This is a genomic window from Lysinibacillus sp. NPDC094403 (genome assembly GCF_050278745.1).
Taxonomy (GTDB): domain Bacteria; phylum Bacillota; class Bacilli; order Bacillales_A; family Planococcaceae; genus Lysinibacillus.
Window position 1 is genome coordinate 1 of sequence record NZ_JBNNTL010000002.1, and the last position, 16,398, is coordinate 16,398.

Here is a 16,398-nt window from a genome sequence, read left to right on the forward strand (position 1 = left end):
ACGGCAAACGTGCTTATTTATCAACGATTAAGGACGCTGAGACAAACGAAATTTTAGCGTATGAAGTATCTGCTTCATTAAGTATGGATATCGCGCTCAATACACTTCGTAAATTAAAGCAAAATCACCACCATTTAACAGAAGATGCATTTATTCATTCAGATCAAGGATTCCATTATACGAATCCACAATTCCAGAAACTTGTGAAGAAGATGGGACTAGGGCAATCGATGTCACGTCGAGGAAACTGTTGGGATAACGCCCCCCAAGAATCCTTCTTCGGTCATTTTAAAGATGAAACCAATCTGAAAGCGTGCGAAACATTAGAAGAAGTAAAACGAGAAGTGAAAAGTTATATGATGTATTACAACCATTATAGAGGGCAATGGAACTTGAAAAAGCTGCCGCCTGCAAAATACAGACAGCAGCTTCAAAAGGTTGCCTAGCTTTTTTCAAAATGTCCTTTACAAAGGGTACACTTTATTATAAATCAGCTTTTTCTTTAACTAATTTTGTTATTTTCCCATTACGCAAAATATAAATGAAATAATTTATAATTTTATTCTAATTACGAGTTTGAAATTGAATGGGAATGTTAATGACTGCTACTCTAACGATAGCTATTGTTATATCAACACTTAAAGTGGAAGCATATTAAAATTTAAATTATCTAAATTACTATAATTTCTCCAGTTTTAAACGAATGTAATTTTTCCTTTAAAACGGATTTTAGGATTTTATATCCACTTGTTCCAGTGCAATGGCAAGAATAGATAAGATTTATTGGCATAGTATTTAGCACATTACCAATTGAAATTACTTCTTCTTTTGTTTTTCCTATTGTATTAATTATAGGAATTCCTATTAAATGAAACCCTCCTATAATTGCATGGATGTTTTTATTTGGAAATTTTGTTAATACAGTTTTAGCTATATTAACAATTCCATGATGACTACAACCGCTAAATATTACTAATCCTTTTTTATTTTCAACTACTAATACAATTTCATGATTAAAATCATCTAACTCTTTTTTATCTCCTTTAAAAAGATTTTTTGTATATTCACTAGTCGGTTGCAAATGAATAATGTGTATTCCTTTTGTAATTTCCATATCAGCATAAACAAATTTCATACGACTAATGAAAACTTGAGGTAAAGTATTGTTTGCCCCAACATTATGATAGTAGGGGCCAATTTTTAGCCAATGTGGTTCAAATGAATTCGATGATAAAAAAATGCTTCCATGTTTATTTACTTCATTCAAATGATTTAATCCACCTATATGATCCGAATGACCATGTGAAATAATTATTGTATCTGCATTATTTAAATCAATACCTAAAGAATGAGCATTTTTAATATAGGAGTTATCTGGCCCTAAATCAAAGATAATATTTGTTTCTTCTATCTCTATGTAAAGTGATAAACCATGCTTTGAGATTAAGCTCTTTTCTAACTTTGAATTTTCTAGAATAGCTGTAATTTTCAAAAGAGTACCTACTTTCTAATCAATTTATTCAGTAATCAATAGAAACCCTCTATTAACTCAACTAACAACCTGTCCGTTCTGCAATACTTCAAGATCTAGATCTATTCCTCAATCTGTGATTTCAAACTCCGAATAGTTTCATAAATTTTATCAATTTTCGTTCAATTTATAACAAAACTTGATTTTGAAACTTTTCTAGACTGGTGGCATAGGGTTCTTAAAAGGACTTTATAAGGACTTTAATACCTCTATTTAAATGCAGAAATCTAGTTTTTACTAGGCTTCTTTTCTTTCTTATAAGGATTATCTGTGATTTCAAACTCCAAGAAGAGTATTTTTTTCTGAATTTTATCAATTTTTGTTCAATTATCAACAAAAGTTGATTTTGAAACTTTTATAGCTAATGGTATGGTACTAACATAATCAAAAAGGAGAGGAGCATAATTATGAAAAACATCCGAAGAAACCAACGAAGCATATATATTCAATGCTTAGACAACATGGGAGGATTAGTATCATAAACATCTAATAAAATTGTTGCTGCTATTATATTGAGTAATGGATTTTATAGCATTAGTATAACTGCATTATTACGTTGGTTGTTGGTCACTCTCATTTGTCATGAAATTTGATTGTGAAATCAATTTATATTAATTCAATTTACCACATTACTTTAGGTTCATAGGTTATTTGTAAAATATAATGCAATCTAAGTAATTTATGTGAAAAATATACACATATTTCTAATAAACTGGTAATGTATATAAAGAATTATACCATTTTATCCAAAATATGTATAGTATGGTTAAGATTCTGGTGGTGTAGAATGGTAATTACAATAGTAATTTAAGGTTTGGGGGATGGTCAAAATAATAGAAGTTAGGGTGAGGAAATATAAATTTAATGAAAATACACATCGTATAGAAATGAAAAAATTTATTAAAAAAGAAATTGAAGGCTGTAAAAAGTTCTTTGTATCAAAATCTTATTCATTTAATTATGGTATTTACGCATTTTCAAAAAATCAGATCTCAATAGATATCGAAAAAAAACGAGTTCTATCTAACACGCATCAACAAGCATTAATTAATTTTTCTCTTAATGATAAAGATATGGTTTTAATGCAAAGAGGAATTTCACTAATACACATTTGGACTATAAAAGAATCTTATTCAAAATTTTATAATAAAGGTTTGAATATGGATTTTAAAAAAATTAATATTTCTTGGTTAAAAGATGATTTATTTAATGTGAAACATCCTGATTTTGATCAAATTAAAGCAAAAATATTAACAACAACAGATACAATAATTTCTATTTCTTCGAATGAAGAGTGTTTAATAAAATTTGAAACATTAAAAGGAGTTATATAAATTATGAAAATAAAAATGACAGAAGTGCAAAAAGCTTATTTATTAGGTAGAAACGATGCTTTTAGTGGTAGAACTGGAACTCATATTTATATTGAACTTAGTTTTAATGGGGATATTGAGAAATTAAACAAAGCATTCAATAAATTAATATTAAAACAACCTATGTTGAGAGCTAAAGTGTTAGATTTAGAATACTTTAAAATTTATGAAACGCTTGATTATAAATTTAAAATAGAAAATGTATTGAATGAAAAAGACATTGAAAATATAAAAATTCAAAAAAGAAATGAACTTTCCCATAAATTATATAAGGCGGAGAATTTCCCTTACTTCACTGTTGATTGCCTGTCAATAGATGCTTCACAACATATAATTTTCTTTAGCTTAGACTTATTAATAGCTGATGGTATGAGTATATTCCAACTGTTTGATCAATGGAGAAGCTTATATGAAGATGAAAATTATCCTTTAGAAGATATGACAAAAAATCTTTTATATATAAATCAGAAATACCATGAGGAAAAAAAATCAGATAGGTATAAAAAGGCAAAGAATTATTGGCTAGGTAACACTTCGACATTACCAGAAGCCCCTCAATTAATGCTAAACCTTAAAGAAGTAGAGAAAAGTGACTTTAAGAGATTAGAGTATAACTTTTCTAACTCCGATTTTTTAAAAATGCAGGAGATAGCTACAGAAAAGAAAATATCTATTAACACTGTATTCCTTACACTTTACGCTGCAGTGCTTCAAAGGTGGTCTACAAATAAAAACTTTACAATAAATATGACTACATTTAAACGCCCTAGAAAAGAGGAATATATGAGTGTAATAGGAGATTTTACAAGTACTACTCTTATTAATACAGATATAAATCTCGAAGATAATTTAACTGAAAATGTACATAAATTACAGAGAAGAGTAAACGAATCCTTTAGATATTCAGCATTTGAAGGAGTAGAAGTTTTAAGAGAGCTTGCTAAAGATAATGATCGCTTGAGTATTATGCCTTTTGTTTTTACGTCAATGTTGTTTGATTTTAACAATTTTGATTCTTTTGGAAAAATAGATTATTGGGTTTCAGAAACGCCACAAGTATATTTAGATTGCCAATTAAAGATAATTAACGGTGAGTTAAATATTAGTTGGGATTATATAAAAGATATCTTTGAATGCTCTCAAATTAATAAAATGTTTTCCAATTTTATTGAGTCTTTTAAAATGTATATGATAAATTCTGAAGAAGCTTTACGAGCAATGGATAGAAAATATATCCAAGAATCGGATGTAGTCTATGATATGTATAATGCTCAGGCTATTAGAAAATTAGAAAATAACTGGATTTTATGCAAATTCCCTAGTATTTTAAATGAAAAGATGCATGAAATTGCTTTTGAAGATGTTTCTGGGAAAATAACTTTTAAAGAGTTAGATCAAAAAAGTGAATTAATAAAGGAAAAAATAATTCAATTAAAACAAAAACATAATTTAGATAAAATCAGAATTGGTATTAATACTAATAAAAGTAATAGTTGTATCGTTGAAATGTTAGGTGTTATAAAAGCTGGAGATTCATTCTGTTTTATTAACAAATCGTTACCTAAAGGAAGACAAGATAAAATAAAGGAAATATGTGAATGTTCATTAATTATAGAAAATGGAACTATTGAGTTTATCTTAAAACCTAATAATAAAATTCCTAAGGATGAATTGTATGTAATTTTTACTTCTGGTACAACTGGTGAGCCTAAAGGTATTAGTATAAATGAGGATGCGGTTCTTAATACAATTTATGATTTAGTAGAAAAGTTAAATATAGATTCAACAGATGTTATTTTCAATATTTCAGAACTTTCTTTTGATTTATCTATTTTTGATATCTTGACACCATTATTAGTAGGAACGAAGACTATATTATGTGAATCTGTAGAGCACGTTAAAAACTATACAAGTCTATTTAAAGAAATAACGATTTGGAACTCAACTCCGGGACTAGCACAACTTCTTCTTAAATATAGTAAATTAATGACGTCTATTCGATGTGTATTAATGAGTGGGGATTTTATTCCTTCAGAATTAGTAAACTCTATACAAGAAAATTACAAAAACCCGAATCTTGTAATATATAGTTTAGGAGGGGCTACTGAAGTATCAATTTGGTCAATTTACTACCCAATAACAAAAAAATTTAATAAAACAAAGATACCCTATGGTTACCCGCTCTCAAATCAAACTATCTATGTTTTAGACGGAAATTATAATACTGTTGAAAATTATGTTAGTGGAGAAATTTTTATTGGGGGATTAGGTTTAGCAAATGGCTATTTGGATAAGGAAAATACAAATAAGGCATTTATTAACCATAATAAATTTGGACGTTTATATAAAACGGGTGATAAAGGCTATATGTCAGATGAAGGCTGTATTTATATTGTTGGTAGAATGCAAGCTGAATTAAAAGTTAATGGTTATAGAATTGATCTATTAGAGATTGAAAACATATTCAACAATTTAAATAATATCAAGCAGTCTAAAGTATATGTAAAAAAGACTAATCATAGAAGCATAATTGTTACTGTATATATATCTGAACAAGGTGAAGAACTAGAATCATCTTACATTCGGGAGGAACTAAAAAAACATTTGCCATCTTATATGATACCTACTAATTTTGTCAACGTAGAAGAGATACCTTTAACAGCAAATGGAAAAGTTGATGTTGAACAACTTAATAAGATGATAGAAATTAATCAACCTTTGAAATTAAATCAGCAAGAAGAAAATTTACTAGTCTTATGGGAGGAGATTATTGGGGATAACTATTCTGAGTTAAATAATATAAGTGAAAATTTCTTTGATATTGGTGGAGATTCAATTAAGCTACCTGAATTGCTACATGAAATTTGTATTAGATACCAAATAGAAATATCAATTGAAGACTTGTTAAATAATTTTTCACTAAAAGAGCAGGCAAAATTGATCAATGATAAGGTTAAAGATAGAAAAAATTCTAATATAAATATCCACAAACAGTTAATTCAACTTAAGAAAGGTAAGACAAATAAAAATATAGTTCTAATACATGCAGGAAGTGGAGAAATTGCGATTTATAATAAATTAGCTCAGAATTTGGACGCTGATTATAATATATACGCTATAAAGTTTGAAAAGAATTATAAGGATGTTGCAATGCGTTCCATTGATTTACCAATACTTGCAGGAAAATATAATGAAATAATTAAGGAATTAGATTCAGTAGATTATATTGGAGGATGGTGTATTGGTGGAACACTAGGTTTTGAAATAACAAAAATAAATCCGAATATAAAAGGTTTATTATTAATAAATTCTATGCCACCAGTTAATGAAAAAGTCGTAAGATTTGAGCAATCTCTTACTGCTGAAATGAAAATGATTGAGGATTCATTTAATATTAAGATTTCAGATATAAATAATACAACAGAATTGTGGAATAGAATAATTTTAATGTTGGAGAATCGATTGGAGTTAATGCCTAAATTAGTGAAGATTGTTCCACCTGAACTATCAAGATTGATACCACATTTCGGTAGTAACAAACCTAGAGAATTAGTTTACTATATTAATCTTTTCAGAAGTTTTGAAACGGTAAGGTTTATGTATAGTTCATCAAAAAAAATTAATGTTCCGATTATATATATAGGAGCAAAAAATGAACCTGTAGATGACTATTATTCTTGGTCTGACCATACCGAAAGAATCTTGTTAGAGGAGCATGTGAACGGGGATCATACTACTATTTTTGATAAGGAAAATGTCATCGGTTTAGCTAATAGTATTAATAAAAATTTAATTTCTATTCAAACAGAAGTAAAGGATGTTGATTTATGTCATATATAGAATTTAAGAGTGTTTCTAAAAAATATAAATCTGGTGAAATAACAATTAATGCTGTAAATAATGTGAATCTCATGATAAATCAAGGAGAATTTACAGTTATATTAGGACCGAGTGGAGCTGGTAAAACAACAATATTAAATCTACTAGGGGGAATGGATACGGCTACAGAGGGACTAATTAATATAGCCGATAAAAATATTTCCTCTTTCAATAAAGAAGAATTAACTTTTTATAGAAGAAATGATGTAGGATTTGTATTCCAATTTTATAATTTGGTACCTAACTTAACAGCTATCGAAAATGTTAAATTGGCATCACAAGTTTGTAAAAATCCTCTTGATGCAGAAGAGATGTTAGTAAAAGTAGGGTTAGGTAATCGATTGAATAATTTTCCTAGTCAATTATCTGGAGGGGAGCAGCAGCGTGTAGCAATAGCAAGGGCTTTAGCTAAAAATCCTAAATTAATTTTATGTGATGAACCTACTGGAGCCCTGGATTCAGCGACTGGTAAGCAAGTTATGCAAGTATTATGTGATGTTTCTAAACAATTAGGGCAAACTCTAATAATCGTTACACATAATGCAGAAATAGCGAAATGTTCAGATAAGACAATTCATATGAACAGTGGAGAGGTAACTAAAATTCAAAAAATAGATGAACCATTGGATTTGGAGGAAATAGAATGGTGAAATCTGTATTAAAAAAAAAGCTACTAAGAGATATTAAGGGTTCGTTTTCTCAATTTATTTCAATTATAGTAATGTTGATTTTAGGAGTTGGTGTATTCATTGGCCTCGATAGTACATGGAGAAGCTTAGATGAATATACAGATAGTATAAGTCGCCGTGATAATATCGCAGATTTTAGATTATATTCAGAGTCATTTAGTGAGGATGATTTGTTAAAAGTTAGTCAAATTGAGGGCGTGAAGGAAGTTCAAAAAAGATTAGCATTTAAAGCGAATGTTCCTGAATATGAAGCTCAACTTGAAGTGAATGTTACAGAATCTGATAAAATCAATAAATTGAATATTCGCAATGGTACATCTAATTTAAAGTCTGGTGAAAGTATCCTAGATCTAAATTTTGCTGAAGAGAATGGGATTAAAGTTGGCGACTATATAACACTCTCATATAATAAAAAACAAATTACGTTAAAAGTGGCTGGTTTGGCAACCAGTGCATCATATATTTATACAGTACCTAATGCTACTTCAGTAATTCCTAATCATAAAGAATATGGATTTATACAAGTAACACCTCAAGATGTTAAAAAAATTGTAGGGGAAGTATTTTTTAATGAGGTCTTAGTAACAACAAATCAAGAGGTTAATAATCAAAAAATAAAAGAAGAAATAAGAGGAGTTTTATCTAATAAGTTAAAAGGTATTATAGAAAAGGAAGAAACACTAAATTATTTAGCAATACAACAGAAAATAACACAATATAAGTCTATTGGTAATATTTTCCCTTTAATATTTTTTGCGGTAGTAATTCTGATGACATTTACTACAATGATACGTTTAATGAATAATCAAAGAAAACAAATAGGATTATTAAAAGCTCTTGGTTACAATAGTAGACAGATAATTTTACATTACATGTCTTATGGTATCTGGATTAGTATTATAGGTTGTTTGTTAGGTTTATTTGTAGGATGGAAGGTAGTCCCTCAATCTGTTTGGGAACTATTTGAAGAGTTGTTTGTATTACCAGATGCACAAATAATTTTATATTGGCCAAAAGTAATATTAATCTTAATAGTTTCAATTTTAAGTACAGTAATTCCGACAATATATGTTTATTTAAAAACAGAAGTTGAACAACCTGCTGAATTAATTAGAACTAAAATCTCTAAAAAATCCGGTAATATTTTACTCGAATCATTTCCGTTTGTATGGGAGAAATTAAGCACAACAAAAAAATTAATAAGCAGACAAATCTTTAGCAATAAAATTAGATTATTTATGACTCTTTTCGGTGTATTAGGGAGTACTACTTTATTAATCACAGCTCTTGGAATGAAAGATACAATTGAAAATGTCGCCTCTTCTGTATACGAAGAGACTTATCTTTATGAAACTAAAATATATTTAAAAGAAAATATAGATTTTGAGGAACTTAGGACACTATTAGATAATAATAATGATGAAAGAATCATGGAAGTTGTTACCGAAGTGTCCTCAAAAAACAAAACGAAAATGACCAATTTGCATGTTTTGGAAAATTATAGTGAAAATATTCAGTTTTATGATGAAAATGAAAAGAAAATTCCTTTAGATAATGGAAGAGTTTTAGTTACTCAAAAAACAGCAGACATTTACAAAATAAACGTAGGTGACGATTTAACATTAAAATTGAATTCTGGAAATTCGATAATATTAAAGGTAACAGATATATCAAAAGTAAATATTGGTCAAGGAATTTATCTTAGTGAAAGTACATGGAAAGATCTAAATGGAAAATTCATACCAACTGCTTTATTAAGCAAGCAAGAAAAAAATGAATATTCCGATAATGTGGTGTCCCATAAAGTAAAAACAAGCTTACAAGAGAAAGATTTTACTACTAGCATGAGTAGTACTTTATCAATGGCTGTATTGATGATTGCCGCAGCTGCAATTTTGGCATTCCTTGTACTATATAATTTAGGTATGTTGAATTTTGCAGAAAGAGAACGAGATCTAGCTACATTATTAGTGCTTGGCTTTTATCAAAAAGAACTTAAAAGTTTCATTTCTTTTGAAAATATATTATTTTCAATTTTAGGAATAATTTTGGGGATACTTGGTGGTCACTACCTTCATTCAAAAATCTTTGAATCCGCTGGAATGGGCGATGAATTAGATTTTAGCATTATAATAGAAAAATCTAGTATTTGTATAGCTGTATTTTTCGTTCTATTAATTGTAATAATAGTTAATCTAACTGTTATTTCAAAAATTAAAAAGATTCATATGGCTGAAGCTCTTAAAAGCGTAGAATAAACTATCTAGTATAAAGGATTTACTGATTAACTAAAGTGATATAAATCAATATAAATAAGTTATAATTAAAGGTGCAAATCAAAATTAGATTTGCACCTTTTAGTTTATTAATCAAACTTCATCCCTTTTAATAAATCCGCAAACGCATTATTAATTGCTTTGGCCTCTTTTTCTTGTTGTTTTAAATATTTTTGTACGCTTCGTTTATCCACTTTATCGCCGCCTTCCTTTTTACGACGGGCTTCGAATGCAGATAATTTCTCGCGATGACCACATTTACATACAAAAATTTGACCGTCGCCTTCACCAGGTAATTCTAACTTTTTCTTACATTGTGGACAACGAGCGTTTGTGACACGAGCTACGTTTTTACGGTGACCACATTCACGATCTTGGCATACAAGCATTTTGCCTTTTTTGCCGTTCACTTCAAGCATTGGTTTACCGCAATCTGGGCACGATTTTGTTGAGAGATTAGTAATATAGGGATTTTGCAAACATTACTAAATATAAGTGTTATTATGCAAGCTGTATTGCAATGCTAGAAGGTTTAGATGTCTTGAAAGATCCCATTGTAGTTATCGGTAATTTTGAGCAACCAGGTAGTATCGTACTCGCTGCCTCGCCGGTGATTAAGGAAAAATTTAAAATCAAAGCGGGAAATAGGAAGTATGAAATACCTAAACATCCTGACATTAGATTGTTTGAGCCTAAAATGAGTTTCTTTATTCAAATGTCGATGACGATTACAAAATTGATCTCTAATTACGTACCGGTTGATGCTATACATGTGTATAGTGTAGACGAAAGTTTGGTTGAAAAAATTAATGAATTACTGTAAGTCATTCCTCCTTTGAAAGTTCTACTTTTTCATTAAATTACTAGGAAGATAGATTTAATCTATATTTGATAAACTGATACTAATTATCAATATTTTGGAATATTCAGATATTCCGATATTCGAATTAGTTCTATTGTGATAAATTGGAAATATCACACTAATCCGAAAAGTGTGACAATTAAAAGCGGAGGGGGAAATGAGATTTGAAAAAGTTTAAGTTTACGAAGTTCTTAAGTAGTATTCTAGCTTTCGTTATGGTGCTTTCTCTATTGGTTCCATTGTCGAGTGCTAGTGCTGAAGAATCGAAACCATTCAAGCAGGATAGTCAAAGTGAAAGTATAATTCAACAAAAAGCGGCTATCGCTGAACAACTAAGCTTGTCTAAAGATGGTCCAACTCTTCACGAAAGCTTACAAAATGTATCGGGCAATCAAGATGTTGCAGTCATCGTTCATTTATCTGAAAAGCCTGTGGCACTTGAGCAAGGAATAAGCCAAATCAAAGGCCAAAAATTCTCTAATGCCCGAGCAAATGAAGTTCGTTCAAACGTAAAAGCACAACAAGCAAAAGTTACAAAAGAGTTAGCTAGTAAAAAAGTTCAGATGACTCAAGGATACACATTTGATACTGTTTTAAACGGTTTTGCGGCAACTGTGAAAGCAAATGATCTCCCGAAACTGCTTACAGTAGAAGGAATTACATTAATCGAACCTGATGCAATTGTTTACGCCTCAGAAGATAATACGATGAAATCATCGGAACTTATTAAGGAAGATCAATTAGACGCTCAAATGAATACAAGTAATTCTTTCCTTGGCATCGAACAGCTTTGGAAGGAAGGAATTGAAGGACAAGGAATAAAAGTAGCAGTATTAGATACTGGTATTGATGCAGATCACCCTGAGTTTGCTGGAGTTTATAAAGGTGGAAAAAACTTCATTCCAAATTCATCAACATACACGAAGCCTCGTACAGATGACGATGCATCGGAAACATCGCCTTCGGAACGTCCAGTTGGGACACCTGAATTTAATGAAAAGGGAAGCGCGTTTTATACTTCTCACGGTACACATGTTGCTGGAACAATTGCAGCAATCGGAGCTAACGAATTCGGTATTAAAGGAATTGCTCCAAAAGTAGACCTTTATGCTTACCGCGTTCTTGGGGCGTACGGTAGTGGAGCTACATCTGGTATTGTTAAAGCAATTGAAACTGCTGTAAAAGAAAAAATGGACGTTATCAACCTTTCACTTGGCGGAGGAGCTAACTCTGAAACGGATGCTGGTTCATTTGCTATTAATAATGCAATGATGGCTGGAACAATCGGAGTAATTGCAACAGGGAACGATGGTCCAAATCGCGGAACAATGGGCACGCCTGCAACCGCTCGTTTAGGAATTGCTGTTGGTAACACATCAAATCCTGAAACAATGTATAACGGGGAAGTGAATGTTACAGTTGGCAACTACAACTTAACAAAACAGCTTCCGTTAATGGGAACGACTTTTGCGAAAAATTTAGCAACACAGCTTCAAGGAGAATTTGACCTAGTTGCTGTTCCTGGAAACGGGGAAGTAAAAGACTATGAAGGAATTAATGTAAAAGGTAAAGTGGCTTTGATTTCTCGTGGCAGTATCGCATTCGTTGATAAAATTGCGAATGCAAAGGCAAAAGGAGCAGTCGCAACAATTATTCATAACTTTGCTGGTGGAACGAATGCACCGAACATTTCAGGCGCATTCCTTGGTGATTCATTTGAGTTTTTGCCAACATTTGATATGTCCCAAACGGATGGCGCTGCAATTCGCGCTGCATTAGCAGGCGGAGCCGGAAAAGTAAGCTTTAGTAAATTTGCTTCTACAAAGACACTGGGGGATGATGTAAACGATTCAAGTTCACGTGGACCATCTACACCAAACTTTGATATTAAACCAGATGTAAGTGCACCTGGAACAAACATTATGTCCACGATTCCAATGTATAAAAAAGATTTCCCTAATGCAGATTATGGGGAAGCATATGGTCGTAAAACAGGAACTTCTATGGCAACACCGCATATTGCAGGTATTGTTGCATTAGTTAAACAAGCAAATCCTGATTGGAACGCGTTCGATGTAAAAGTGGCGCTTTCTAATACAGCAAAGGTTATAGATAAAACAAAATACGATGTGTTTTCTCAGGGGGCAGGGCGCGTAAATGCTTATGCAGCAGCTCATCCGGAAATTCTTGCCTATGCACTTGATAGCGCAATTTTAGATGGAACTGGTGCAGTTGTAGAAAACTTGAAAGGTACAGTTACTTTCGGTCCACAATCACTTAAAGACCGAGATATTTCTGTAACGAAACAAGTTTTAGTAAAAGATATTAAAGGGAACGGCGGCAATTATAACGTATCAATTGATGTGACAAAAACATTTGGTGATGCAACTGTTACAGTAGATCAGCCGACATTTAATCTAGTTGGTGAGCAAGTTTTAAATATTACATTAACTGCTTCACAAGCTACTGCACCAAAAGGCTCTGAAATACTAGGGTATATTTACATCAGCGGTGGAGATACAGAAATTTCATTACCATTCGCAGCTGACTTTGGTGGCACGGCAGTAACTGAACTTAAAGATTTTAAGATTACAGAAACAGACCTATCCTTTAACGGAGATGGAGTGAAAGACTCAGCTGTACTTTCCTTCACATTAACTGGAGATGTAACAACTAACTTTATCGAGCTTTGGGATATTATGAATCCTAAAGGTGGAGAATACGGAGACGGCTACATTGGTTATCTACATGCAGGTACTGCGCTAGGAAAAGGCTCTTATACGCTGAAGATTGGTGGGCAGTACAAACCATGGGGATCAGCACCTGCCACAACGATTCCAGATGGTCTGTATACAATTGACTTCACCGGTCTTGCAGCATCAGGAGTAGTTTCGGGTTATGTTGGACCAATTGTCGTGAAAACGACTAAACCAGAAATTACTGGTTCAGTAGCTAAAGGTGTCGCTACAGGACAGGTAACAGATAAGTATATCGACTACAATGAAGAGTTATATTTATACGGTTTAAATTACAATTTAAATGATAAATTAAAAGCTTCCTATATTTCGACGGTAAATGGCGAAGTACAAGCGCCAGTTGCTTTTGAATTAAATCAAGACGGTAGCTTCACATTCCCAGTAACAGCAGAAACAAATGCTGTATCAGTAATAATTAAAGACGCTGCCGGGAATGTTGGTGAAGTGAAGATATATGAAAAAGAAGTAGTAGAACCAGTAGTAGCACTTTCTGTAAATCCAACTAAGCTAGACCTAACAGCTGGAGAAACTGCACAACTTACGGTAACAGAAACGTCAACGCCTGCAGTAGGTGATGCAACAGAGAAAGACGTAACTTCAAAAGCTACTTATGTTGTTGGAGATGAAAATGTTGCAAAAGTAGTAAATGGATTAGTAACTGCAGTAGGTGAGGGCACGACTACAATTACTATTTCATACGGTGATAATAAAGTTACTATGAATGTTACAGTTAAAGCACCTGTTGTAAAAGAACCAATAGTAACACTAGAAATCGACCAAGCTCAGGTTGAAACTAGAATAGGTAAAGAAGTTGAAGTTAAGATTACTGAAGTAACTACTTTTGATGGTAAAACAACAGAAAAAGATGTTACAAAGCTTGCAACCTACGAAGTAGCGAATGATAAAATAGCTACTGTAAAAGAAGGGGCTGTAAAAGGAAAAGGACAAGGTAATACGACGATTACAGTAACGTATGGTGAGCACACACTAACATTTGATGTGTTGGTTGTAAAACCAGGGAATGACAATGGCAATGGCAATGGCAATGGCAATGGCAACGGAAACGGAAATGGCAATGGCAACGGAAATGGAAACGGAAATGGCAATGGAAATGGCAATGGCAACGGAAATGGCAATGGAAATGGCAATGGAAATGGAAATGGTAATGGCAACGGAAATGGTAATGGTAATGGAAATGGCAACGGCAATGGAAATGGCAATGGTAATGGTAATAAATGAAGTTACCGAGGATGAGTTATAATTAATTTCAGTTCAAGCAAAAAGAGAGAAATTGCGCAGCGCAATTTCTCTCTTTGGTATTTATTATGAAGCAATCCCTTTAAAAGATCATCTACTACTACACTAACTGTGACATACAAATCATTTCCTCTTTATCTCTCCCAAATCAACGTCATTTGTTGTAGAAGCTTTTCCCATGTTTGCTTTTTTTCTTTCGTTACTTTGTCAAGACCAAACTCTCCATATTAGGAAGCGTCCGTATATTGACTGTATGGCAAAGTAAATTGATCAGAAGCTTTGAAAACCTTACCGTCCGATTTTATTAAGTTATCTCTAGTTGGAGAGTTAGCGATTGATTCAACATAATATATAAAGCTAATATTTTTTACTTCTCCATCTATTTCAATTTCTAAAGGATGTGTCATATGTGAGCCTGCATGACTTTCTCCAAGATAATTAAAGATAAGCGTTCCATCTGCTGTTTCTTCAATTTTAAATAAATCTGCTGAGTAAGGAATTGGCTTTGTGTAATAAAATAACTAAGAAAATAATGCAATGCCTATTATAGTAGTCGTTAAAATCGATCCTGAAATAAGCAGCCATTTTTTTCGATTCCATCATTTATTCAACTGGCTGAATAATGACGGCTTATTCTCAATCGGGACGTTCTGTGGCATTACCGAAAGGGGATTAATTAAGAAAATTCGTATTTAAATGAGTCAGATGCTCATTTATACCAAGAAGTAAGATGGAATGTATTAAAAATCCATGTGGAAAGAATTCAACTAAAAAAGCATATCAATAACTAGAAAGTTAATTACTTTCTAGTTTAAAAATGGGAAGGAAAATAGTATTGAGACTATCTGAACTTCATCCAATCTTCTATCACATACGAATAGAACAAAAAAGACTTTTTCGGTTTTTAGCAAATTTAAAAGAAAGAAAATGGTTTGCCACGCATAAAGAGTTATCAACTACATTTCCCTATACTTGTAAAAAGCATCAATCATTGCTGAAAAGAAAATTAGGAAACAGTGATCCTAAATTACAAGAAAATAAAATAATCAATTTAAAAATTGCTACGAGTGAAATCGATGACGTAATCATTAAGCCTGGTGAAACTTTTTCTTTTTGGCAACTAGTAGGGAAAACGACTAAAGCAAAAGGCTATATTGAAGGCATGCAGCTCGCAATGGGAGAAGTAAAGACGGGCATTGGCGGAGGAATTTGTCAGCTCGCTAATCTACTGTATTGGATGGCGCTACACACACCTCTTATTGTTACGGAAAGACATCATCATAGTTTCGACCCATTTCCTGATTCGGGGCGAACGCTTCCATTTGGAAGTGGTGCAAGTGTTTTTTACAATTATATAGATTTACGATTTTATAATCCTACATCCAAATCTTTTCAAATAAAGGTTTGGGTAACAGAGAAACATTTAAAAGGCGCTATTTTTGCTAATGAAGAAATGCCTTACTCTTACCATATCGAGGAAAGAAACCATCAATTTTTAAAAAGAGACGGGAAAAACTATCGTCAAAATGAAATTTGGCGAAAGACGATCGATAAAGTAACGGGACAAATGCTAAAAGAGGTATTGCTAATCAAAAACTTTTCAGAGGTGAAGTATCCTATACCGCTCGCTCCTGAATTGCCGTGAAGACGGAAAACTGGAAACCGTAATGATTTTAGAAATTAATAGAATATAATGAATTTAGACATCGAGACTAGCTCTTTAATTTATAGGTGAGCTACTACATCAATTTTTAATATTTGTACCACGTCCAACG

General features: G+C 31.9%; 9 protein-coding genes and 2 pseudogenes. 8 read left to right on the forward strand and 3 right to left on the reverse strand.

Features of this window, described 5'->3' with window-relative positions; genetic code table 11:
- Positions 1 to 446, forward strand: a 446-nt coding sequence (locus ACQKMV_RS04190; protein ID WP_427502504.1) for an IS3 family transposase, incomplete at its 5' end; no start/stop codon positions are given.
- A 224-nt stretch (positions 447 to 670) separates the two neighbouring features.
- Here the strand turns inward: ACQKMV_RS04190 and ACQKMV_RS04195 are convergent.
- Positions 671 to 1,492 carry an MBL fold metallo-hydrolase gene (locus ACQKMV_RS04195; RefSeq protein WP_427502506.1) on the reverse strand — a complete coding sequence of 274 codons (822 nt, stop codon included), beginning with the start codon at positions 1,490 to 1,492 and terminating at the stop codon, positions 671 to 673.
- Positions 1,493 to 2,352: 860 nt separating this feature from the next.
- On the opposite strand from ACQKMV_RS04195, the gene ACQKMV_RS04200 reads away from it, so the two are divergent.
- The 4 genes from ACQKMV_RS04200 to ACQKMV_RS04215 are packed head-to-tail and all read left to right on the forward strand — an operon-like array spanning position 2,353 to position 9,730.
- Positions 2,353 to 2,865 (forward strand): 4'-phosphopantetheinyl transferase superfamily protein, encoded by a 513-nt coding sequence (locus tag ACQKMV_RS04200; protein ID WP_427502507.1) that lies wholly within the window; start codon positions 2,353 to 2,355, stop codon positions 2,863 to 2,865.
- A gap of 3 nt (positions 2,866 to 2,868) precedes the next feature.
- The gene (locus tag ACQKMV_RS04205) at positions 2,869 to 6,744 is read left to right on the forward strand and encodes an AMP-binding protein (protein ID WP_427502508.1); all 3,876 of its coding nucleotides are present in this window, start codon (positions 2,869 to 2,871) and stop codon (positions 6,742 to 6,744) included.
- Positions 6,732 to 7,433, forward strand: coding sequence for an ABC transporter ATP-binding protein (locus ACQKMV_RS04210; protein WP_427502509.1), 702 nt, complete (start codon positions 6,732 to 6,734; stop codon positions 7,431 to 7,433). Before ACQKMV_RS04205 ends, ACQKMV_RS04210 begins: the two co-directional genes overlap by 13 nt.
- Positions 7,427 to 9,730: an FtsX-like permease family protein gene (locus tag ACQKMV_RS04215; protein ID WP_427502510.1), complete on the forward strand. Its 2,304-nt coding sequence runs from the start codon at positions 7,427 to 7,429 to the stop codon at positions 9,728 to 9,730. The genes ACQKMV_RS04210 and ACQKMV_RS04215 overlap by 7 nt, the downstream gene beginning before the upstream one ends.
- Positions 9,731 to 9,837: 107 nt before the next feature.
- Here the strand turns inward: ACQKMV_RS04215 and ACQKMV_RS04220 are convergent.
- Positions 9,838 to 10,206: pseudogene (locus tag ACQKMV_RS04220) on the reverse strand (DNA topoisomerase III); the annotation flags it as partial.
- Between the two features lie 23 nt (positions 10,207 to 10,229).
- Between ACQKMV_RS04220 and ACQKMV_RS04225 the strand changes: the two are divergent.
- Together ACQKMV_RS04225 and ACQKMV_RS04230 are read left to right on the forward strand one after the other, a co-directional pair.
- Positions 10,230 to 10,550 (forward strand): annotated as a pseudogene (locus ACQKMV_RS04225) (UV damage repair protein UvrX); the annotation flags it as partial.
- Between the two features lie 224 nt (positions 10,551 to 10,774).
- Positions 10,775 to 14,605 (forward strand): S8 family serine peptidase, encoded by a 3,831-nt coding sequence (locus ACQKMV_RS04230; protein ID WP_427502511.1) that lies wholly within the window; start codon positions 10,775 to 10,777, stop codon positions 14,603 to 14,605.
- Between the two features lie 245 nt (positions 14,606 to 14,850).
- Here the strand turns inward: ACQKMV_RS04230 and ACQKMV_RS04235 are convergent, their stop codons facing one another.
- Positions 14,851 to 15,030, reverse strand: a complete 180-nt coding sequence (locus tag ACQKMV_RS04235) for a hypothetical protein (RefSeq protein ID WP_427502512.1) — start codon at positions 15,028 to 15,030, stop codon at positions 14,851 to 14,853.
- Positions 15,031 to 15,458: 428 nt separating this feature from the next.
- Here ACQKMV_RS04235 and ACQKMV_RS04240 point away from each other — a divergent pair, with 428 nt between their 5' ends.
- A complete protein-coding gene (locus ACQKMV_RS04240; RefSeq protein WP_427502513.1) occupies positions 15,459 to 16,268 on the forward strand; it encodes a VanW family protein in 810 nt (269 codons plus the stop codon).
- Positions 16,269 to 16,398: the final 130 nt, after the last annotated feature.